Here is an 18,994-nt window from a genome sequence, read left to right as displayed (position 1 = left end):
ATTAGAAAATAAAATAATGCAGCTAGTTTCTACTTTTAGTAATGAAAGAAAAAAAGCTTTTATTTTTTTTCTTTTGCATGCAGGCGATTTAAAAGGTGAAGAATTGTTTCTTTATCTGGTTGAGTTGTTTTTTGTAGTAGATCAATAATTTGCTCATCGACAGTTTGTTTTGTGGCGGGGGTTGGAAAGGAAGGGCCATCTCCCTCTCCGGTTAATAACCATCCTTCACTAATTCTAAATGCTTTTGCATATTTCGCAGATGCCCGTGATATTCCTCTTAGTCCTTGTTCGTGCTGTATATAGCTAGAATAGTTCCAGCCAAAATATCTAGCTGCTTCTTTAGCACTTCTAAAACCACGCGCTAAACGCGCTTTTATTAATCTAGCAGATTGGTCTATCGTGTTACTAAGCATTTTTATCTCCTTAATGTATTCATATTGCATATAATTGGTATGCGTTTCGACTTGACTTTTAAGTACTCATAATGCATATTCGCGTTTATGGGAAAAATAGCAGCAAAACAATTACGTAAAAATCTGAATTTAACTCTAAAAGAAATGGCAACACGGTTAGGCGTCAACAAATCAACAGTATGGCGTTGGGAAAAATATGGTGTTCCTTCAAGAGGAGCCGTTGCATATCTTCTGGAAGCGTTATGGAATGAACAATCTCCTCCAACGCCTTCTTTTGTCAACGGTTCCGCTATTTGCATGAAGCCGTGCAAACAAAATGAAATGACGAAGCTCCAATATGGAGAAAAGAACGAACACCAACAGCACCATACTCCCTCCTCTTAAAGAAGAAAGATCAGAAATGATAGATGCATCACAGATCACCATAAGTAAAGACCAGATGATCACTCTCATGGAGAGTGTTGGATAGAAATATATGGGTGGCATTTCTTTACTCGCATATTCAGATTATGAAATAATCAGAGAGTGTCCGTCTAAATTCTTTATTCTCTCTACGAAACAATGGTTTTCATCTGTCTTTATGCAAGCTTTTAATGTTTGGTTTGATAATCATTTTTCTGAAGATCTATCATCCTTTGATCATCTTAGTAGTCTAACCTTTTTTATATTTTTGGTGAAAAAAGAGCTTGAAAACTTGAGAGAGACTCTTTTCAAAAAAGAGAAGAAAAAATCGAATTAATAGATGATACGCGCAGTGTGTGTCTGAATTGAGTTAATCCACTGTTCTAAAATATATGGCATGTGTTTTTGTACTCACTATCATTTTTGTTTCTGGTTCTAAAGGAGATGTATGGGTAATGATTAAAGTAACTCGCTATTTTATCATATTTTCTTCGCGTGCCGCTATAAAAATGGGAATGATAGTGGGAGAGTCCTTAGTAGGAAGTACAGGAATATCAACATCTATTTCTTTTCCTGTACAGAAATCATCTACTTTTAGAATGAAGCGTATGCCTTCTTCTCGTCCACGCAAAGTATACGATTTAACATACTTTTCTTTGCATTTTCGTAGGTTAGTTCCATATCCTAGAATGCAGGGAGAATCATCCTTTAACTTTATATTTAGAACGTGTATCATGGATACTGTAGGGTTGGTTGCCCTTAAAGCAAAGCGTGCTCAATTACCTAGTGTCGGCAAATGTACACCAGTTGGACATATAGAAAGCTTTGAACCCAACTCCCGTGCTTTCTTGTCATCTAACAAAATTTCAATATGTTGCTTTGACCATTCGGCAAGGTCTTTTGTCGATTCAGCTTGTTTTTTAAGAGCTGCAGTTTGTTTTTGGCTTTCTGCAAATTGTTTGGTCACCCATTCTCTATCCTCTTCTCGTTTTTTTGCAGCTTTTTCTAAATCATCTTTGCAGATTCTGGCTGTTTCTTTACGGTCTTTGTATCTTAAAATAAACGCTACCGAAAGCGACACAGTAAATGATACAAAACCTGTAAGAAATATCTTTATCCATTCTTGCATCTTTCCCCTTCCCACTTTTTTAAAATCGCTGGGAGGTTACTTTTTCAAAAACATTTTTTCAATACAGGCAATTTCTAAGCGCTCTATCATAGCACACATATAAACACGCAACAGCCTTAATGGGGAGAGTAATGATAATTAATTCAAAAACCATTCTCTGCCTTGATCTAGGTACCAAGACAGGCTGGGCGATATGCGGTGCGGATGGTCGTATAACAAGTGATACAGAACATTTTCAATCACACCGTTTTGAAGGCGGTGGTATGCGTTATCTGCGCTTTAAACGGTGGCTTACTGAATTAAAGAGATCTGTTAATGAAATTGACGCAGTGTACTTTGAAGAGGTGCGCCGGCATGTGGGTACAGATGCTTCTCATACTTATGGGGGCTTTCTAGCAACCTTAACAGCGTGGTGTGAACATCATCAGATACCATATGAAGGCATTCCTGTTGGCACAATTAAGAAGGCAACGACAGGAAAAGGCAATGCCTCAAAAGAAGAAATGATTAAGGCGATATGTTCCAAAGGGCATGTGCCTAAAGACGACAACGAAGCAGATGCTTTGGCAATTTTATATTTAATGAAAGAAGGGGATGCGCATGTCCAGTAAAATACCATGGACAAGGCTTTTTGCCGATAAATGGATTCTTGATCTCACTTGTTTGTCTTCTATTGAAGGCAATATATACATGAGGTTACGGTTGCAAATGCTTCACACAGGTGAACCTCTTTTAAATAGCATTAAGGTTTGGGCTAATTATACTGGCTATTCAGTAAAAGCATTTGTAAAAGCATTAGACGTTTTACAGAGTACTGGCCATATTATTCGTTTAGAAGATGGTCGTTTATGGAATCTAGATGTTGAAGCAGAATTAAATGATAGCGTGAGGAAATCGGAAGCTTCATCAAAAGCTGTTAGTGCTAGATGGAAAAAATCTAAAGAAAAAGATATAAAGTGTAATACGGAAGCTATACAAACTAAATACGGAAGTGATACGCAATCGATACCATATAACAATAACATTAACAGTTATAATAAAAAAACTAATACTATCGTATTAGCAAAAAAAGAAATCGATTCTGAAAATTCAAAAACGAGCGATTTGGTTGACAAGCCAACTGAGGTTCATGCTTGCGAAAGCCAACCAGAGCAAATCGAAACGGTAGTAGAAAACCAACCTTCCATTCACGAGCAAGAGAATATTCCCCAAAAAGCAAAACGAGCGAAAGCTAATCAAGCTAATCGTGGTTGTCGATTGCCTGAGGATTTCGAACTCGATTACGATTTTGCGATTAGAGAGGGGTTATCTCCAGAGCGCGTGAAAGTCGAAATCGCAAAATTTAGAGATTATTGGAAAGCCAAGACTGGGAAGGATGCTACCAAGCATGATTGGCAAGCAACATGGAGAAACTGGGTGCGAAAAGCTATCGAGGATTTAGAGAAAGGAAAAAACTATGGAAATCACTCTCAAAGGCAAAAAAGCGTTGGTGAACGCATCTCAGATAGTATCCTTAATATCGGGTCTCGAGGTCACTTTGAAACACATTCACGAGAGGATAGCTCCGGAGTTTCCTTTGATTTTGAAGAGTGGCAGTGCATTGACACAACAGCAGGAAGCGATTGCCTTAAATGCTTGTGATCAACTTCACGAATTGTTTTCAGTGAAAGCGAGCAAAGAGGACATAGCCAAGGCAATTCGGATGCTTTCGTGTGGTTTGAAAATTTCGCAACAGGCAGATCATGAAGGTATGGCGCTTACCTACGGAATGGTTTTGGAAAGTGTTTCTGCGTGGTCACTGATGAAAACGGTTAAACGAATTTTATGCGATGAGGTAGAAGGTTTATCGGATACGTTTTTTCCAAGCACTCGTGAGTTAGTAAGATTATGTCGTGATTTGGAAAATAGTCTTTTGACGAAAGCCAATCTTGTACGCAAGGCTGTTTTGAACACCCGTGAAAAAAGGCTGAAAGAAAAGGCAATGAGAGAGAATTCAAGACCACTCACGTTGGTTGAAAAGCAAAAGCTTGAAGGGATTTTAAATGGTCTTGGAGGAACAGTGAAAAACATTGCAGGTTAGTAAACTAGTGAAAAGTGCTGATCATTTTGGGATTAGATATGTATTTAAATCAATAAAAGGCACCATACAAAGCGATTTGAAGTTTTTTTGAAAAAATATTAGAAATGCAAAACGCTCTGTATGGTCAAATTTGAGGCAATTAGATCTATAGGTAAAATTAAGGTTTTAAACATGCGAATTTTACAACACCTGTTCTTAAAAAAACGTAAACAGCCCATGCAAAAAAAGTTTGTTGCAACTGCTGTTGGTTATGTTCCTTGGGGGGACGGAGCAGCTGAGTATTTTTACAATCTCTACGAATATGAAGATGGCACAAGAGAGTGTGAAAAGTTTGATGGCGGTCAGTATTACACCATACCAGAAAATGCAGATTTTAGTACCAAAGCGCAAGTGAACGCGTGGGTTTATGGTAGTAATCTTCCTAAAAGCGTTCTGAATATTGAACCTCTCATAGATGAAATCAACAAAGGCATAAAAAACTATCGGAAGCCGCTTGATATTGGGAAAGCATAATGAGGAACTAAGCACCGTGTTTTTAGCACACATAGCTCTTTAATTGAGTGTTGTGATTTTAGAATTCCTCAGAAAAAATTTTAAAAATTGAGATCATAATTTTTCTACAGGGAATGAATATGTTTACAGATAAGTGGCAAAAAGCCTTGTTTGACATTATAACTTTTATATTTTTATGTTTTTCAGGAATTAAAAAAATCTTGCCTTTATTCATAGTATTTTGACATTCGCGTCTGTTTCTTTGGTAATAGTAACAACTGTTTTTGCCATTTTATGCAATTCTAATATTCCTTCTGTGTTGCAGAGCAACCCAAAATACAAACTCGGCAATACAACAGGTTGAAAGATATTAACACGTGATTTACAACAGTATATGCACCGATTTTTAAAGCTAATAAGTTTAGCGCTTGTCGTTTTAACTTTCCCAAGTATTTATAAAGAAACTGTTTTTTTGCCTGTCATCTCTAATTACGTGGAGCATAAGCTTTCTTTTCCATTGGATACTGTACTTTGGTACTCAGATATTTCTCTTTGGTACTCTTTTTTATTCTGTGTATTGTTTCTTATGTTACGTACATGCAGTTTAATAAATATATCTATTTACACACTACAGTGCTCCATTAAAAAGCCATAGTAAAATTTCCGATTTTATAAAACTGTTTAGATTAAATGGCGTTGCCTCTTCTCAACGTTCATAGATGAAATCAACAAAAACATCAAAAAAATCATTGAAAAAGGCGCATAACAATCACTCATGTCTGCTCACCATTGAGATATCTAGGCGGTAAGGCTGCGCTGTATGGAAAAGTCAAAGAAATATTTGAGAAAAATGCATTAAATGGCTGTTCTTATACAGAGTCATTTGCTGGCGGGTGCGGATTTGCTCTAAAGCTTCTTTTAAATGGTGATGTTAAAGATATTCACATTAACGATATTGACCTGTTCATTTGGAGCTTTTGGTATTGCGTTTTGCACAAGACAGAAGAATTAATAGAAAAAATCAATACGACTACTATTAACTTAGAAGAATGGTACATACAAAAAGAAATTTTTCCTGAAAGTGCAGATGTGCTTAGCGCAGAACTTGCAGCACTCTTTTTGAATCGCACAAATAGATCTGGAATTATTAAAAATGCTGGACCAATTGGAGGAAAAAGACAAAGCGGCACTTATAAAATAGATTGCCGATTTAACAAAGAGAATATAATTGAACACATTCTTCGCATAAGTGAACAAAAAGATAGGATACATTTAACTCGTTTAAATGCACGAGAATTTTTGCTGCGTTATTAAACTGATGAAAATACCTTTTTATATGGACCCTCCTTATTTTAAAAAAGAAAAAAGGCTTTACACTTGGTTTTGCAAAGCTAATGATCACCACAATTTAGAGAATGTCACCTCCTAACATGTGACGGCGTATTGGCTAATTACTTATGATAACGTTGAAGAAATTAAATTTTTGCATAGGCAATATCCCTCAATAGAAGTTAGCTTACAATATTCTCTACAAGAGAAAAGGCAAGCTATCTAACTGATGATTTTTTCACCTAAAATCAAAGTCCCTCAATTCTTAGAAAAGAATATAGGTCCGCTTCTCAAAGCAGCTTAATTACAGATTGCATCAATAGGAGCTTTAATCAAATGCTTACACCATTTGGCAAAACCTTACGTAAAATTCGTATTGATCGGACAGAACGTCTTTTAAAGATAGCTGAAAATTAGGTGTGTCTATAGCGTTTTTATCTTCTGTGGAAATTGGCAAAAAACCTATACTTGCTGGCATGGGAAAAAGATCATTGAGAAATATGCTTTAGATGAAGAAACTGCTTCTATCTTGAGAAGAGAAGCAAATATTTGTAGTAAGAATTTTACAATAAAATAAATGCTTCTGATCTACTTAACCATGAAATTGCTGGAACGTTTGTTGGACTTTTGAAGTCTCTTTCACAACAAAATCTGATAGAGTTCAAGGAACTCATGGAGAAAGTAGAAAAAAAACGGTGCTTGCAGAATGGAATACCTTGATCTTTTTATTTTATACACCGTATAACATAATTTTATATGTTAAAAAACAATATTATCCTTTTGAAATAATTGAAAAAACGTGCAAATCATGCTAAGATTTTTTACGTATTAAAATACAAATTCAAGGTAGTAAAAACATGCTAAATAAAGTGACGTTAATCGGACGCCTTGGTGCTGACCCCGAAAGCAAAACAATGACGTCTGGAGCAGACGTGGTCAATTTTCGTATGGCAACTTCTGAAAGCTATACAGATAAAAAGACCAATCAAAAAATAGAAAAAACTGAATGGCATTCAGTTGTGGTTTTCAATCCACATTTGGCAAAAATTGCACTTCAGTATCTCAACAAAGGTTCAAAAGTTTACGTAGAAGGCAAATTACAAACACGCAAATGGCAAGATAAAAACGGTGGTGAACATTATACAACAGAGATTATCTTGCCACAATTCAAAGGCGAATTACATTTGCTTGATGCCAAGAAAGAGCAATCTGCATCCTCTACCCCTTCACCCATCACCTCCCAAAGTTATGCTGCCGCTTCAGGTGTAGCTGATTATGCCACATCTTTTAATGATGGCATGCCATTCTGATTGAAAAAAATATGACAAAAAGAAAAAAACGTGCAAAACGTGGACGTCCACGGATTAAGGGATGTGCCAGAGAACCAAATGGACGCATCTCACGAGCAAAAACACCGCGTGAACCTGTTAATCAATTGGCAATAGAAATGCGTGCTAAGCGTTTTGGCTTGACCATAGAAGAGGCCAAAAATCCACTTGCTGCTACTTATATCGGGCGGCTTTATTTGCAAGGCGAAATCAATCAAGACCAATATGATGCTGCGCAAAAATATCTTGAAGTGAGAAACAATTACCTATGTGCAAAAGGATTGCCTAGTGCAATTTATGATGACTTTACTCCTTCATCAAATGAAGAAGCACAAAAACGGTGGATTGAAAGAGCAACTCATTGTTATGAAGAGACTAAAAGCCTTATCAAAGAAGCACAACAACTGCATCACCAACATAATTTTTATGCGGCATTACAATATCTTGTTATAGAAGATCAATCACTGACACATCTTGTTAGTTCTTTGCGTATTGTTCTTAATGCGCTTCATAAGCATTTTAGCCGTTAAAAAAAGGATTGACATCAAATGAAAAATCCTTAAATTGTGTATATATTTACGCATTATTGGCTTAGCTAATGGAACAAGATAGCCGGAAAATCATTGCAAAATTAAAGCGTGATGGCTTTGAACTTGTCAAAGTAAAAGGTTCTCATCATAAATTAAAAAAAGATGGTAAGGTTGTTATTGTTCCACATCCTAAAAAAAATCTTCCGATTGGTACAGCACGTTCTATCGCACAACAAGCAGGCTGGTTAAAAAAAGGAGAAGAAGAATGAAAAGATTTTTTGCTCTTGTTCATAAAGATGAAGATTCTGCTTTTGGTGTTCAGTTTCCTGATTTTGAGGGGCTTTTTTCTGCTGCTGATCAAGAAGAAAAATTAATCGCAAATGCAACAGAAGCACTTCAACTTTATTGTGAAGATATAGATACAGTGCCTGTTCCTTCAAAATTTGAAGAAGTCATACAACGGAAATCTGTCAAAATAGCTTTGTCAGAAGGAGCTTTTTTAATACAAGTCCCCTTTATTGAAAATGATGCAGAAGTGGTACGTACGAATATATCTATTGAACGAGGGCTCTTACGTGCAATTGATGATTGCGCACAAGAAAGAGGTTTAACAAGATCTGCTTTTTTGGCAACAGCAGCGCGTCACGAGCTTAATATTTAGATTTTCTTCTTTTTTGGATGTGTCAATACATGCCATTTTGTTTCTAAAACAGCAGATTTAAGTGAAAAAAACAAAAAAGACACAAGACTATGATTTTTCTGTTGACATGATGTAAAAAATCGTATTTAATGACAGTACGGCGCTGGTTGTGTTGTGTCTAAAATTCAAAAACATCCCTTAAAAATTCAATAAAATGTGTGCCTGAAATGCGGCTGAAAAGTTCAGTTTTCTTGAATAAAACTGGTTAATCTATTTTTCAAATAACAAAGACCAATAATTGACTAATTATGTCATTGATTATGACTCAAAAGGAGCAATGATGAAAGCTGTCATCACTAAGCCAATGTGTGTTGTTGGCGACAATAAAAGCACTGTTCGTTTTGAACCTTCAGCACAAACTTCCCCCATTTGTTAAAGTTTCCAATAAGATCTACGCACGTCTCAAGCGCGCCAATGCTGCAAAACCTTTTGTTGAGGTTAAGACAATAGCAAAACCTAACAAGGCAGTTGGACAAATTAAGCAGATAGAACAAAAAGCCGTACAAACATTAATTGAATCAGCAGCAGAAGAAACTCCACTCGAACAGCCCAAAGCATCTAAAGTTTCTAAGTCATCAACACCTGCTCCAAAAAAGGCTTAGAAATTAAAGTTAATCATCCGCCAAAAATGGTATCCTTCTCTAGTCTTCAAGTACCAGGCCTTAATTGAGCTTTGCGTAATGCTGTAAACACCGCAGCAAAACAAGTGGAACGCTTTGCAGAAAAACAAATTGCCGATGTTACATCAGCCCAATCAAAGCGTGTCACTCAAGGAGTTTATATTAAAGAAAAAGCTACAGCAAAGTTTCTTGAGACAGATATCATTGGTTCTGGAACACCTATACCTCTTAAATCTTTTGCAGCAAGAGAAATAAAACGTGGCGTAACTTACAAAATGTTTGGGAAAAAATAAATCTTGCCTCATAGTTTTATTAAGGGTGAGAGTTTTCCAAAGCGTGTTGATTAAAAAAAGATGAAGGGTAATGTTTTTCAAAGAGTAGACGGAGGTAAATTCCCCATTGCAAAACAAGAGGAACCCTCAATTGCTGGAGTAATGTCCAAACCAGAGATTACAAGTGCTATTGTAAAAGAAGCCAATGAAAGATTAATCAAAAACATACAGCACCAACTTGCTCGTCACGAATATGCTGCCAATAAGAAAGCTAAATAATGTTCTTAGACTATGTCAACACACTACTCACTTTAATTGTAATTTTTAAAGCAGATTATCACTGGCGCTTTGGTATTTTCCAGAAAACCTTTGCCCTTGATGAAAGCTTGGATTTTGCCAACACGGTTGGAAAGCCTCTTTACACTATGCTGATCGTCGACCACGACCGTATAATACATGGGTGAAATCTGAAGTGTACAGCTATCCGCTTTACATTTGCACACGCCCTGAAATGCTGTTTAAACCGTGATTGGAGCGAAATAAGATGCGATAGTATGGGCTGCTAAACAAAATGGTTAAAGATGTTCGCAACACCTTTGGGCAGCCCATCATCTACATGCGAAAGGACAACCAGCAATCTTTTCGTATCATAGCGATTTATGCCATTAAGTATTCAGAATCGGACGCTGGTGGTAGAATCCCGACCACAATTGCAAGAAAGGAACTTTATCTTTGTATAAATGATATTGGGGGGTTGCCACCAAAACCGGAAGATAGTGTTATTGTGATGGCTCCTGAAAACAGCAAAGCCCCCTCTCAAGAATACTTCACTGTTACAGATGTCTAAGCCTCAAAATCCGGAATGTATAAGCTTATTTTGCGGGAGCTAAAACAATGAGGCATCTTTGTCTAACTCACCGTAAAACAGCATTTTGATTATCCGTTACACTGTAAAACCTCATCCTTTAGGGCGAAGAGGAAGTCAAAGTAAAGATGGCATCAACTAAATAGGAACACTCATGCATCCGAGAGAGAAGATCAGGGAAAGTTTTGTTGCTTTGATAAAGGCAGCAAAAACGGCAGCTGGTGACAATGTTTTCAATATGCGCGATTTCAACTTTTCCCCTGAGAATACGCCTGCAATTAATATCTCAACGCAAAGTGAAACAATTAAAGATGGCTATGATTATGGAGTAAGGCGGCGTGTTTTAACGCTAGATGTTGAATGCTATGCAACATGTGAAGATGGAGCGCGTTTTGTTGACCAACTAGCATGGGAAGTGGAGGAGATTTTCTACGCTAATCCCAATCTCAACAACACAGTTGAGACATGCCGCCTGCAAAATATTGCTTTTGCCTTTGACGATAATGGTACTCTAGCGCTCCATGGTGCAATTTTAACCTTTGAAGTCATTTATGTGACAAATATCCCCAACATGGATGAAGAAGAAGGCAGTGTAACAGCAAGACTCGTTGAACATTTCTTAAGCTTTGAACCAGAAACAGGCGTGAGAAATAAAGATAAATACCATAAAATCGAGGTTACTCATGTTAGAGCGGCGCGATAAAGAAATCACAGATCTAAAGAGACGTGTAGCCAATATGGTTGTGGTGGGGAAGATTAGCCATGTCGACCATAAAAACGCACGCTATCGGGTAAAAAGTGGCAATCTTGTCAGTGACTGGATTCCAGACACACAAGCCCGCGCCGGTAAAACACGCTCTTATGAAGGACGCGATGTTGGAGAACAAGTGATTGTTGTTTCATCATCAGGAGATTTATCACAAGGGGTGATTGTGGGTTCCATTCACACCGATGCTAATCAAGCAGCCGATAAAGGCAGCATTCACCGAACTATATACCCTGATGGAACCAGCCTTGAATATGATGATGAACAAAACACTTATGGAATTCACATCAAATCCGGCGGAAAGTTTATCCTGACGATTGCTGATGGTGTGTCACTAAAAGGTGATGGGGGCAAGCTAGAGCTTACCGCACCGGAAGGCATAAAGATTGTTTCAGAAAGCGATATAAATTTAAACGCAAAGGGCGGCATCTCTTTGAAGGCTGGTGGTGGCATTTCACTGAATTCGAATGATAGTCTCTCTCTTCATTCTGGAAATAATGTTTCCATTCATTCAAGTGGACTAAAGCATAACGGCACCAATGTAGGAGCAACACATGTTCATGGCGGTGTTACTTCTGGTGGCTCTATGACAGGAGGTCCCAATTGAACAGTGGAATGGACTGCACAACGGGAAAGTCATTGACCGGCATTGATCATTTACGCCAATCAATCCTTGATATTTTGTCAACGCGGATTGGTTCGCGTGTAATGCGTCGTGATTATGGTTCACGCGTTGCTGAACTCATTGATGCACCGGTTAATAATGCTTTTGCTGTTGCTCTTTATGCTGCTGTTGCTGAGGCTTTAGACAAGTGGGAACCACGTTTTAAATTGAAAAAAATTGATTTTAAATGGAGTGAGGCTGGGCAAGTTTCTTTGTCCTTTGAAGGCATTTATTTGCCTTCAGGCAAGCCCATTACCATGGAAGGATTATTGATAAAATGAATGGAGCACTTGCAAAACCCGAAATCATCACAGAACTTTCTTTTGAGGAAATACGCGCTGCTGCTCTTGCCCATTTAAAAGAGCTTTTGCCTGAATATACCGTTCTTGAAAGTGATCCGGCTGTAAAAGTCATTGAGGCTTTTAGCTATCGAGAATTGCTGTTAAGACAACGTATTAACGAAGCGGCACGCAACAACATTCTTGATTTTGCAACCGGTGAATCTCTTGACGCTTTGGGAAACTGGCATGGTCTTGCCCGCATGGAGGGTGAAAGTGACGAGAGATATCGTGAACGCATTCAACTTCATGTCCGTGGTGGCAATGGTAGCGGGACAGAGCCATATTACAAGCTTATCGCTCTCTCAAGCGATAGTCGTGTTAAGGATGCGATTGTTTACCGTAAAGGCAAAGACCCAACTATCTATGTTGCTCTTTTTGGTAACAATGAAGAAGGAACAGCATCTGAAGATCTCATACAAATAGTTTCAGAAGCTCTTCACAGAAAAAATATCATCATGACCAATGATACAATCATTGTTCACGCTGCTGTCAAAAAAGTGGTGGATTTAGAAGCAGATGTTTGGCTGTTACCAGAAACATCTTTAAAAATTCTCACAACAATGGAAACAAATTTAAGAGCAGCGTGGAGACAAGAACAAGCCATTGGTCGTGAATTAAGTTTGTCGTGGTGGATTTCAAAATTAATGATTGCTGGTGTCCAAAAAGTGATCGCCATTACACCAAAACAAGACAGTACGGTTTGTGATGAAGAAGTTTTATCTATTGGAAAAATCACCTTAAACTTCAAAGGGCGTGCGCGCTAATGGTTGGCTCCCTCCTCCCCACACATGCAACAGAATTTGAAAAGCGTCTTGCCGATGTTTGCGACTTTCATCAAGATGTTGATGGTTCTGTTTTGGGGATTTCACGTTCTAAACTGATCACACGCCCTCCCCGTTTCTTGCCGTGGTTGATTGAAGAATACGGGCTTGGAGAGCTTACGCCTTATGTTCCAAACCTCTATGATTTGATTGATCAAGGGCTTCAATGGCAGCGCTTACGTGGCTCACTTGCGGCAATAGAGATGGGGCTTGAATGGCTCCAGATTACAGCACGCTTTCAACCCGCCTGGACGGGTCGGGTATGGTGGAACTCCTTTCAACTCTACTTTGATCAGTTGCCTGAACGAACACAGCTTGAAGCCATTGAAGCGATTACCGACCTCTCCAAAAGTTTGCGCTCTGATTTTCGTCGAGGGGCCTATGGCTATGATGTTCAAGCCATGGAAGGCAATATGTCACGCCTTGATGACAGCATGTTGGAGTATGAAAGCGGTGTTCACTTAACAGCTGGAGGCACTTTGTTTTCCTTTGGGCGCACGACAGAGATCAATCACACACTGAAAGAAGAAGAAGGCAGGCTTATTGGCAATTGGATAAATGATGGGGATGAAGAATTAAGCTGGAACCAAATCGATTACCCATGGGACATGGCAAACTTTCCGTGGTGTTCGGTCAAAAAACATGAACGCGATATACTCATGGCAGAGTGGTTTAACAACCGCACGCTTTATCTCGTGTTAAGAGACACTCAAAATGCCGTGATTGGGTATCGCAGATGCTATGCTGTAGCGCCTGTCGAACAGGCTTTGGATGGCGTTTACAGCCATTCAGGCGGCAGATTCCAGCCCTCCCCGATGGGTAGCGCACTTTTTCTGGCAGCACGAACAGATTTTCACGATATTGACCGCAAACAAGCAGCATTTGTTTCCATTCTCGTTCATGCCTCTCCAAAACAAGATGTCCCTCTTGGCAAGCTTTGGTGTGACGCCAATGAACTGAATGGTGGTGTCGAGATACTCAAAACAGCTGTCAATATTCCTTTGCGTGCCGATGTTCGCGAACAATTCAAGATTTTATTGAGGTTTTAATATGAAGCATGAAAGTGGTTTACCCTTTGCAATTGACAGATCTCGCGGCAAAGAGGAACAACAAAGCGTTGTCTTTTATGGCACGCGTCCCTTTATTCAAAGTGGTGAACTGAATGAGGTTCAAACCATCATAAGGGGACGGCATGACCGTTTGGGACGCCTTGTTGCCAAAGAAGGAGACCGCATTGAACGAGCTGATGCTTTTGTCAACAAAGACACGAGGACCATCACTTTAACGGATGGCAAGATTTATATTGCAGGTGATATCTTTCCAGTCTCTGAAGCTGTACTCAACAATGTTGCCATGATTGGACGCATTGAAATTGGTGTGAAGCTACAAAAAAAATGGATTACCCATGAAGATGATCCAGAGCTGTTGGGGCAAGTCCCTGGCTCATTGGCAGAAGGAGAGCCTGGTGCCGCACGCGAAACAGCTCAGCTTGTTTGGGCTCTGAAAGAAGATACACAGCAAGGCACTTTCTTTCCGGTTTATATCTTACAAGATGGTGTTCTGATTGATCAAAAGTCCCCATCACTGCTTGAACCCGCCATGCAAGCTATTGCTACTTATGACAGAGCCCATGGGCATTATATCGTGAGTGGCTGCCGTGTGACAGCATTAGGACCAAACAACGGTTGCCAAGTGTTTAGTATTCAAGAAGGAGAAGCCAATATCAATGGCTTTAAACGCAAACGCCTTGCTGCTTTGCGCCATGAAGAGCCAGAGGATTTTTCGACAAGCGTTGTTCCAAGCGAAACGCATATTTTTGCGCCTCCAAAAGGGAAAACAAGTTTTACCTTTAAACCCTATTATTTTCCTATTGCTGATATTCAGTCTCTTTTGTTGACAAAAGAAAAAACCGTTAACGTCACCCGTGGTGCAGTTGCCGCTGGGCGTGATGGTGTTCCTGATAAAAGCATCACTTCTTTTATTAAAGTCGTTCAAGGAAGCAAGGAATTTAAAGAAGGCACAGATTTTAAAAAAACAGGAGACACCATTGATTGGGCTCCCGGGGGGGATGAACCTGCTAGTGGGAGCACTTATAAAGTCACTTACCGTTATCGTGCACAAGTGACAGCCGATAAGGTAACAGCACAGGAAATTACCGTCTCAGGTGGTGCTGATGGCGGTGATATTATTGTCAGCTACACTTACAAATTGCCACGTATTGACCGTATAGGTCTCAACACAGTGGGCAATGTGGTTTATATCAAGGGGATTTCGTCAGACGATCCCATGGCACCCAGTGTTCCTGATGATGTCTTATCCCTTGCAACCATCACTAACAATTGGCTTGAAACGCCGAGTGTGGCCAATGATGGCACACGGGTTGCGCCCTATGATGAGATGTGGCGCTATTTTCAACGGGTGCTCTCCCTTGACCGGTTGATGCAATTAGAACGCATTAAAAGCAATGTCGACTCTAAAGAACCTGTTGCCAAAAAAGGCATGTTTGCCGACCCTTTTCTAGATGACTCTTACAGAGATGAAGGTTTTCAACAAACGGGGGCTGTAGGCAATGGCATTTTGCAGCTCGCCATTGACCCAACCTTTTACACCGCTCATCTGAACGCGCCTGTCACGCTTGACTGGACAAATGAAGTGATCATTGCGCAAGAATTGAAAACGGCTTGTGAAAAAATCAACCCTTATCAAAATTTTGCACCTCTCCCTGGTACAGTAACCCTCACACCCGCGACAGACTTTTGGCATGAACAGCGCACCGATTGGCTCTCGGGTATCACCAATCAAATCATTATGGGAAAACATCATGGCAGAACCATACGTAGAACAGAAGTAAGGGATAATTTTATCAACACATACCAAGAACAAAGCGACTTTTTAAGACAAATTACCCTTTCCTTCAAAATTGAAGGCTTTGGCAATTGGGAAATCTTAAAAAGCCTTACCTTTGATGGTGTGGATGTCTTGCAAAATTCTTTCTTTTCTGCCGATAGACAAGGCACCGTTAAGGGCAATTTTAAGATTCCTAAAAACATTATCGCTGGCACAAAAAATGTTGTGGCACGGGGAATGGGTGGAACAATTGCAACGGGGCTTTTTACCGGTCAAGGTGTGATTGATGTGAAAGTCATGCGGCGCACCACAACGGTGAAAATATGGGAAAATGACGATCCACAAGCACAAGTCTTCACCCCTGATGAAACACGGCAAATCACAGGTGTTGACTTTCATCTTTGCAAAATCGGTAATCAGAACCATGATCTGGTGATTGATTTGGTTAGCACAGAAAACGGTTATCCGACCGCTGATATTCAAGCACAAAGCTTTTATTCTATGAAGGGCGCAAAGCTAGGTTGGGCAGAAGCACGCTATGATGTGCCACTCCTTGTACCTAATGACCGCTTAACGGCTTTCGTTATTAAGACAGATGATAGTAATCATTCTATCTCCTTGGCAAAGCTTGGGGATTTTGATGCAGAACACCAGAGATATGTCTCGAGCCACCCTTACGTGACCGGTCCACGCTTTTCTTCTGTCAATGCGCAAAGCTGGACTGCCCATCAAAATGAAGCCTTAGCCTTTCGTGTGCTGGCAGCACGCTACACACAAACAGAAAAAACCATTAATCTTGGCACTTTTGATCTTGTTGATTGTTCTGATTTGCAAATACGCGCGGCCATTGAATTGCCTTCAAGCGATTGTTCTGTCATCTTTGAAATTGAACGAAACAATGGCACAATTTATCAACTCCTTCCCTTTCAATTACTCAGCCTTACCGAATATATCAGTGAAAAAGTAAAGCTTCGCGCTATTCTCAAAGGGACAGACAAACTCTCACCTGTTTTGTTTGCTCCTGTTCAATTGATTGCGGGGAAAATTCATAAAACAGCCACTTATGTCACCCGTGCTTTTGCCTTTGGCGAAAAGGCAAGGTTGACCAGCTATATCAAAACCTTTTTACCAGGTGGCGCAACCTTCTCACTCGAGATGCAACTGGATGATGGTGCTTTCACCCCTTTGAAACTCGACGAAACAGAACAACTCGCTGAACCACTTTGGACAGAGCGCAAATTTATCAGTGGTGATAAAACAGCCAAACAAGCGCGCTTGAAACTCACGCTTACCGGCGGACCAGCAGCACGGTCTATGGTGAGCGATTTTGGCGCCGGTATATTGTGATGGGAGAACAGAGATGACCAAAACCAAAAAACTCGACATGGAATTGCCTAAAGAAGGTCGTTTTATCAGTTCTGAATTCCCAATCTTGCGCGAAAACTTGACGAAAATTGATCAAGCCATTGCGGATGTTGAGGAAAAGGTAGAGGGAAAAGCGCCTTCAAAACACACGCATACAATAAGTGATGTCGCAGATCTTGAAACGACCCTTAAAGCCAAGATGGCAGCGGATAAAACCTTCACATTGACCGATTTAAGCGATATCGATGGGGCTAAGGACGCAGCCAACAATTATGTTCTCTATAAATCAAGCAACAATCATTTTACCTTTGGCAGCGCTATCTCCCTGTTAGGCGCACACAAACATAAAACAGAAGATATCGTGGGGCTTGACGATTTTAGAGCCAAGATTAATCAAGATCTCACAAGCTATGGGCGCCTAACCAGCCAAAATGAATGGCAGAATTACAACACATTTAACAGAAAAGTCACCATGAATGACGGCTTGGAGATCTTTGGCATATCATCTGATTTCTTCAGTCTTCGGAGAAGGAAAGTGGTTACCCGTTTAAGCGCAAATGAAAGTATGCTTAAAGGACCGCTTAAAGTTGATGGTGATCTTGTCTATACCAAGAGAGAAATTGATGCTTTGCTGGACGCGCTAAACAATAGCATGCCAGTAGGAACTGTAATTTATTATCCTGCACTAACAGTTCCAAAGGGATGGTTAAAAGCAAATGGTGCGCTCATTTCACGGAGCGACTATGCACAACTTTTTGCGGTTATAGGCACGACTTATGGTGCTGGCGACGGCGAAACTACCTTTCGCTTGCCAGATTTAAGAGGGGAGTTCCTACGAGGAGTTGATGATGAACGTAATATTGACCCTAATAGAACCATTGGATCACAGCAAGGCGACGCTATCCGTAACATTACAGGCGAATTGAATTTTGATGCCAAGGCTAACGTTGCAAGTGGCGCTTTTCAATATGGTGGGGGTTCTAATAGCAGCCATACCTCTTCTGGTTCATCCTCAACCATAAAATTTGACGCATCTAGAAGCGTACCAACCGCAAATGAAAATCGTCCTCGGAATATAGCGCTGTTAGCGCTTATTCGCTATTAAAGCATGCTGAACGTGAAACAGATGTTAGCAAAGTTCCGGTACTTCACACTGTTTAATTGTATCACTCAGTCTCTAGAAACTTTTCTAAGTGGTTTTATTGCTTTAACTTCTTTAATTTTAAGTGCAATTTTACGAACGAAAGCAAGACTAAAGCGCCCTTGTGGTTCTAAATCTTCAAAGTCAAACAAAGATTCGCAAGGAACAACATTAAATTCATCAACACGCACCCAAGATTGCTTTTGCAACCCCGCACGTCTACATTCTATCTCAGGTATTTTTAAGCTAAATTGCAAATTAATAGGTTCTTGAGAAGTGATAGGAAACAAAAAGAAATGGCTTTCAGTTTTAACCATAACACAGGAAGGACGCGCTTTACGTCTTGAATGTTCACCTTTTTGCGCTTGTTCGTGCCATAAATAATAATATTGAACAACATCCCCTGCTTTAAACATGTTCATCACTATTCAAAATGTCATCTAAACCACGATCTAAATCGTCTAATATATTTTGCGGTGCATCTGCATAAACAAAAGATTGTGCACCAGAACGCGCTTTTATTAATTCATGATATAAATCAACAGGAAGCATAATGATTTTTTCACGCCCTCGCTTTGTTAAAGCTACAGGTGTAGACATAGCCTCGTCTAAAATATCGCCTGCCCCACGGTTTACATCTGTAAAACTATATTTTTTCATATGCACATCCTATCTTTAATGCATAATACGTATTATACGTATAATGTGTATTATGTAAAGATATTTTATGCTGTTAACCACCTCCCTGCCTAAAAGAGGAGGAGATAAAATCATATTTTAAGTCTAAGCTACTTTTGCAACAGGGCTTGCTAAAATATGCTTAGCTTCTTTTGTAACTGATTTGTAATGATCAAGATCTTTTTCGAAGTCATTTGCATCCAACAAACGC

The 18,994-nt window shown here is 39.6% G+C and carries 23 protein-coding genes and 5 pseudogenes; 24 read left to right on the top strand and 4 right to left on the bottom strand.

Translation table 11 applies throughout. From position 1 onward, the window contains the following. Positions 1-59: 59 nt before the first annotated feature. The gene (locus ACKC4Y_RS01050) at positions 60-413 is read right to left on the bottom strand and encodes a helix-turn-helix domain-containing protein (protein ID WP_409361589.1); all 354 of its coding nucleotides are present in this window, start codon (positions 411-413) and stop codon (positions 60-62) included. Between the two features lie 87 nt (positions 414-500). On the opposite strand from ACKC4Y_RS01050, the gene ACKC4Y_RS01045 reads away from it, so the two are divergent. Then, the gene (locus ACKC4Y_RS01045) at positions 501-797 is read left to right on the top strand and encodes a helix-turn-helix domain-containing protein (protein WP_409361588.1); all 297 of its coding nucleotides are present in this window, start codon (positions 501-503) and stop codon (positions 795-797) included. Between the two features lie 91 nt (positions 798-888). Further along, positions 889-1,152, top strand: a complete 264-nt coding sequence (locus tag ACKC4Y_RS01040; protein WP_409361587.1) for a hypothetical protein — start codon at positions 889-891, stop codon at positions 1,150-1,152. Between the two features lie 438 nt (positions 1,153-1,590). Here ACKC4Y_RS01040 and ACKC4Y_RS01035 read toward each other — a convergent pair whose 3' ends face one another. Continuing rightward, entirely contained in the window at positions 1,591-1,944 is a 354-nt protein-coding gene (locus ACKC4Y_RS01035) for a hypothetical protein (RefSeq protein ID WP_409361586.1), read from the bottom strand. Positions 1,945-2,075: 131 nt separating this feature from the next. Here ACKC4Y_RS01035 and ACKC4Y_RS01030 point away from each other — a divergent pair, with 131 nt between their 5' ends. From ACKC4Y_RS01030 to ACKC4Y_RS00925, 22 genes and pseudogenes are all read left to right on the top strand, one after another. Further along, entirely contained in the window at positions 2,076-2,555 is a 480-nt protein-coding gene (locus ACKC4Y_RS01030; protein WP_409361585.1) for a crossover junction endodeoxyribonuclease RuvC, read from the top strand. Next, positions 2,545-3,585, top strand: coding sequence for a hypothetical protein (locus tag ACKC4Y_RS01025; protein WP_409361584.1), 1,041 nt, complete (start codon positions 2,545-2,547; stop codon positions 3,583-3,585). Before ACKC4Y_RS01030 ends, ACKC4Y_RS01025 begins: the two co-directional genes overlap by 11 nt. Then, on the top strand, positions 3,545-4,024 hold the full coding sequence (locus tag ACKC4Y_RS01020; RefSeq protein ID WP_409361583.1) for a hypothetical protein: 480 nt from the start codon (positions 3,545-3,547) through the stop codon (positions 4,022-4,024). The genes ACKC4Y_RS01025 and ACKC4Y_RS01020 overlap by 41 nt, the downstream gene beginning before the upstream one ends. Positions 4,025-4,195: 171 nt before the next feature. After that, the gene (locus tag ACKC4Y_RS01015) at positions 4,196-4,537 is read left to right on the top strand and encodes a hypothetical protein (protein WP_409361582.1); all 342 of its coding nucleotides are present in this window, start codon (positions 4,196-4,198) and stop codon (positions 4,535-4,537) included. A gap of 119 nt (positions 4,538-4,656) precedes the next feature. Beyond that, positions 4,657-5,171: pseudogene (locus ACKC4Y_RS01010) on the top strand (hypothetical protein). A 134-nt stretch (positions 5,172-5,305) separates the two neighbouring features. Next, positions 5,306-5,830, top strand: coding sequence for a DNA adenine methylase (locus ACKC4Y_RS01005; RefSeq protein WP_409361581.1), 525 nt, complete (start codon positions 5,306-5,308; stop codon positions 5,828-5,830). Between the two features lie 351 nt (positions 5,831-6,181). Continuing rightward, positions 6,182-6,565 (top strand): annotated as a pseudogene (locus ACKC4Y_RS01000) (XRE family transcriptional regulator). Positions 6,566-6,702: 137 nt separating this feature from the next. Further along, positions 6,703-7,155 (top strand): single-stranded DNA-binding protein, encoded by a 453-nt coding sequence (ssb, locus tag ACKC4Y_RS00995; RefSeq protein WP_409361580.1) that lies wholly within the window; start codon positions 6,703-6,705, stop codon positions 7,153-7,155. 11 nt (positions 7,156-7,166) lie between these two features. Next, positions 7,167-7,703 (top strand): hypothetical protein, encoded by a 537-nt coding sequence (locus ACKC4Y_RS00990; protein WP_409361579.1) that lies wholly within the window; start codon positions 7,167-7,169, stop codon positions 7,701-7,703. Between the two features lie 68 nt (positions 7,704-7,771). After that, on the top strand, positions 7,772-7,972 hold the full coding sequence (locus ACKC4Y_RS00985; protein WP_004861476.1) for a type II toxin-antitoxin system HicA family toxin: 201 nt from the start codon (positions 7,772-7,774) through the stop codon (positions 7,970-7,972). Next, positions 7,969-8,364, top strand: a complete 396-nt coding sequence (locus tag ACKC4Y_RS00980; RefSeq protein ID WP_409361578.1) for a type II toxin-antitoxin system HicB family antitoxin — start codon at positions 7,969-7,971, stop codon at positions 8,362-8,364. Before ACKC4Y_RS00985 ends, ACKC4Y_RS00980 begins: the two co-directional genes overlap by 4 nt. A 319-nt stretch (positions 8,365-8,683) precedes the next feature. After that, positions 8,684-9,005 (top strand): annotated as a pseudogene (locus tag ACKC4Y_RS00975) (hypothetical protein). A gap of 12 nt (positions 9,006-9,017) precedes the next feature. Further along, positions 9,018-9,574: pseudogene (locus ACKC4Y_RS00970) on the top strand (hypothetical protein). Positions 9,575-9,645: 71 nt separating this feature from the next. Beyond that, positions 9,646-9,838, top strand: a pseudogene (locus ACKC4Y_RS00965) (major capsid protein); the annotation flags it as partial. A 28-nt stretch (positions 9,839-9,866) separates the two neighbouring features. Continuing rightward, entirely contained in the window at positions 9,867-10,142 is a 276-nt protein-coding gene (locus ACKC4Y_RS00960; RefSeq protein WP_409361577.1) for a hypothetical protein, read from the top strand. A gap of 172 nt (positions 10,143-10,314) precedes the next feature. Continuing rightward, positions 10,315-10,863 (top strand): hypothetical protein, encoded by a 549-nt coding sequence (locus ACKC4Y_RS00955; RefSeq protein WP_409361576.1) that lies wholly within the window; start codon positions 10,315-10,317, stop codon positions 10,861-10,863. Further along, positions 10,844-11,533 (top strand): phage baseplate assembly protein V, encoded by a 690-nt coding sequence (locus tag ACKC4Y_RS00950; RefSeq protein ID WP_409361575.1) that lies wholly within the window; start codon positions 10,844-10,846, stop codon positions 11,531-11,533. The genes ACKC4Y_RS00955 and ACKC4Y_RS00950 overlap by 20 nt, the downstream gene beginning before the upstream one ends. Next, positions 11,530-11,871 carry a GPW/gp25 family protein gene (locus ACKC4Y_RS00945; RefSeq protein ID WP_409361574.1) on the top strand — a complete coding sequence of 114 codons (342 nt, stop codon included), beginning with the start codon at positions 11,530-11,532 and terminating at the stop codon, positions 11,869-11,871. Before ACKC4Y_RS00950 ends, ACKC4Y_RS00945 begins: the two co-directional genes overlap by 4 nt. Further along, positions 11,868-12,695 (top strand): baseplate J/gp47 family protein, encoded by an 828-nt coding sequence (locus ACKC4Y_RS00940; protein ID WP_409361573.1) that lies wholly within the window; start codon positions 11,868-11,870, stop codon positions 12,693-12,695. Before ACKC4Y_RS00945 ends, ACKC4Y_RS00940 begins: the two co-directional genes overlap by 4 nt. Beyond that, entirely contained in the window at positions 12,695-13,801 is a 1,107-nt protein-coding gene (locus ACKC4Y_RS00935; RefSeq protein WP_409361572.1) for a phage tail protein, read from the top strand. Before ACKC4Y_RS00940 ends, ACKC4Y_RS00935 begins: the two co-directional genes overlap by 1 nt. Position 13,802: 1 nt before the next feature. Next, a complete protein-coding gene (locus tag ACKC4Y_RS00930; protein ID WP_409361571.1) occupies positions 13,803-16,946 on the top strand; it encodes a DUF4815 domain-containing protein in 3,144 nt (1,047 codons plus the stop codon). 13 nt (positions 16,947-16,959) lie between these two features. Further along, a complete protein-coding gene (locus ACKC4Y_RS00925) occupies positions 16,960-18,069 on the top strand; it encodes a Bgr_08870 family protein (RefSeq protein WP_409361570.1) in 1,110 nt (369 codons plus the stop codon). Positions 18,070-18,134: 65 nt separating this feature from the next. On the opposite strand, the gene ACKC4Y_RS00920 is transcribed toward ACKC4Y_RS00925, so the two are convergent. Further along, a complete protein-coding gene (locus tag ACKC4Y_RS00920; RefSeq protein ID WP_409361569.1) occupies positions 18,135-18,521 on the bottom strand; it encodes a hypothetical protein in 387 nt (128 codons plus the stop codon). After that, complete coding sequence (locus ACKC4Y_RS00915) at positions 18,514-18,765, bottom strand: type II toxin-antitoxin system prevent-host-death family antitoxin (RefSeq protein ID WP_375628617.1); 252 nt, start codon at positions 18,763-18,765, stop codon at positions 18,514-18,516. The genes ACKC4Y_RS00920 and ACKC4Y_RS00915 overlap by 8 nt, the downstream gene beginning before the upstream one ends. Positions 18,766-18,994: the final 229 nt, after the last annotated feature.

This window comes from Bartonella heixiaziensis (genome assembly GCF_046245125.2).
GTDB lineage: Bacteria > Pseudomonadota > Alphaproteobacteria > Rhizobiales > Rhizobiaceae > Bartonella > Bartonella heixiaziensis.
The sequence above is the reverse complement of the archived record's forward strand: the minus strand, read 5'-3'. Positions and strand labels throughout refer to the sequence as shown.

What these genes read in the sequence shown, in the direction of transcription:
- ACKC4Y_RS00935 (WP_409361572.1), top strand. Translation starts at nt 12,695, where the DNA reads ATGGTTGGCTCCCTCCTCCCCACACATGCAACAGAATTTGAAAAGCGT.
- ACKC4Y_RS00940 (WP_409361573.1), top strand. Translation starts at nt 11,868, where the DNA reads ATGAATGGAGCACTTGCAAAACCCGAAATCATCACAGAACTTTCTTTT.
- ACKC4Y_RS00985 (WP_004861476.1), top strand. Translation starts at nt 7,772, where the DNA reads ATGGAACAAGATAGCCGGAAAATCATTGCAAAATTAAAGCGTGATGGC.
- ACKC4Y_RS01050 (WP_409361589.1), bottom strand. Translation starts at nt 413, where the DNA reads ATGCTTAGTAACACGATAGACCAATCTGCTAGATTAATAAAAGCGCGT.
- ACKC4Y_RS01040 (WP_409361587.1), top strand. Translation starts at nt 889, where the DNA reads ATGGGTGGCATTTCTTTACTCGCATATTCAGATTATGAAATAATCAGA.
- ACKC4Y_RS00930 (WP_409361571.1), top strand. Translation starts at nt 13,803, where the DNA reads ATGAAGCATGAAAGTGGTTTACCCTTTGCAATTGACAGATCTCGCGGC.
- ACKC4Y_RS00915 (WP_375628617.1), bottom strand. Translation starts at nt 18,765, where the DNA reads ATGAAAAAATATAGTTTTACAGATGTAAACCGTGGGGCAGGCGATATT.
- ACKC4Y_RS00950 (WP_409361575.1), top strand. Translation starts at nt 10,844, where the DNA reads ATGTTAGAGCGGCGCGATAAAGAAATCACAGATCTAAAGAGACGTGTA.
- ACKC4Y_RS00955 (WP_409361576.1), top strand. Translation starts at nt 10,315, where the DNA reads ATGCATCCGAGAGAGAAGATCAGGGAAAGTTTTGTTGCTTTGATAAAG.
- ACKC4Y_RS00920 (WP_409361569.1), bottom strand. Translation starts at nt 18,521, where the DNA reads ATGTTTAAAGCAGGGGATGTTGTTCAATATTATTATTTATGGCACGAA.
- ACKC4Y_RS01030 (WP_409361585.1), top strand. Translation starts at nt 2,076, where the DNA reads ATGATAATTAATTCAAAAACCATTCTCTGCCTTGATCTAGGTACCAAG.
- ssb (WP_409361580.1), top strand. Translation starts at nt 6,703, where the DNA reads ATGCTAAATAAAGTGACGTTAATCGGACGCCTTGGTGCTGACCCCGAA.
- ACKC4Y_RS00990 (WP_409361579.1), top strand. Translation starts at nt 7,167, where the DNA reads ATGACAAAAAGAAAAAAACGTGCAAAACGTGGACGTCCACGGATTAAG.
- ACKC4Y_RS01015 (WP_409361582.1), top strand. Translation starts at nt 4,196, where the DNA reads ATGCGAATTTTACAACACCTGTTCTTAAAAAAACGTAAACAGCCCATG.
- ACKC4Y_RS00960 (WP_409361577.1), top strand. Translation starts at nt 9,867, where the DNA reads ATGGTTAAAGATGTTCGCAACACCTTTGGGCAGCCCATCATCTACATG.
- ACKC4Y_RS00925 (WP_409361570.1), top strand. Translation starts at nt 16,960, where the DNA reads ATGACCAAAACCAAAAAACTCGACATGGAATTGCCTAAAGAAGGTCGT.
- ACKC4Y_RS00980 (WP_409361578.1), top strand. Translation starts at nt 7,969, where the DNA reads ATGAAAAGATTTTTTGCTCTTGTTCATAAAGATGAAGATTCTGCTTTT.
- ACKC4Y_RS01025 (WP_409361584.1), top strand. Translation starts at nt 2,545, where the DNA reads ATGTCCAGTAAAATACCATGGACAAGGCTTTTTGCCGATAAATGGATT.
- ACKC4Y_RS01035 (WP_409361586.1), bottom strand. Translation starts at nt 1,944, where the DNA reads ATGCAAGAATGGATAAAGATATTTCTTACAGGTTTTGTATCATTTACT.
- ACKC4Y_RS01045 (WP_409361588.1), top strand. Translation starts at nt 501, where the DNA reads ATGGGAAAAATAGCAGCAAAACAATTACGTAAAAATCTGAATTTAACT.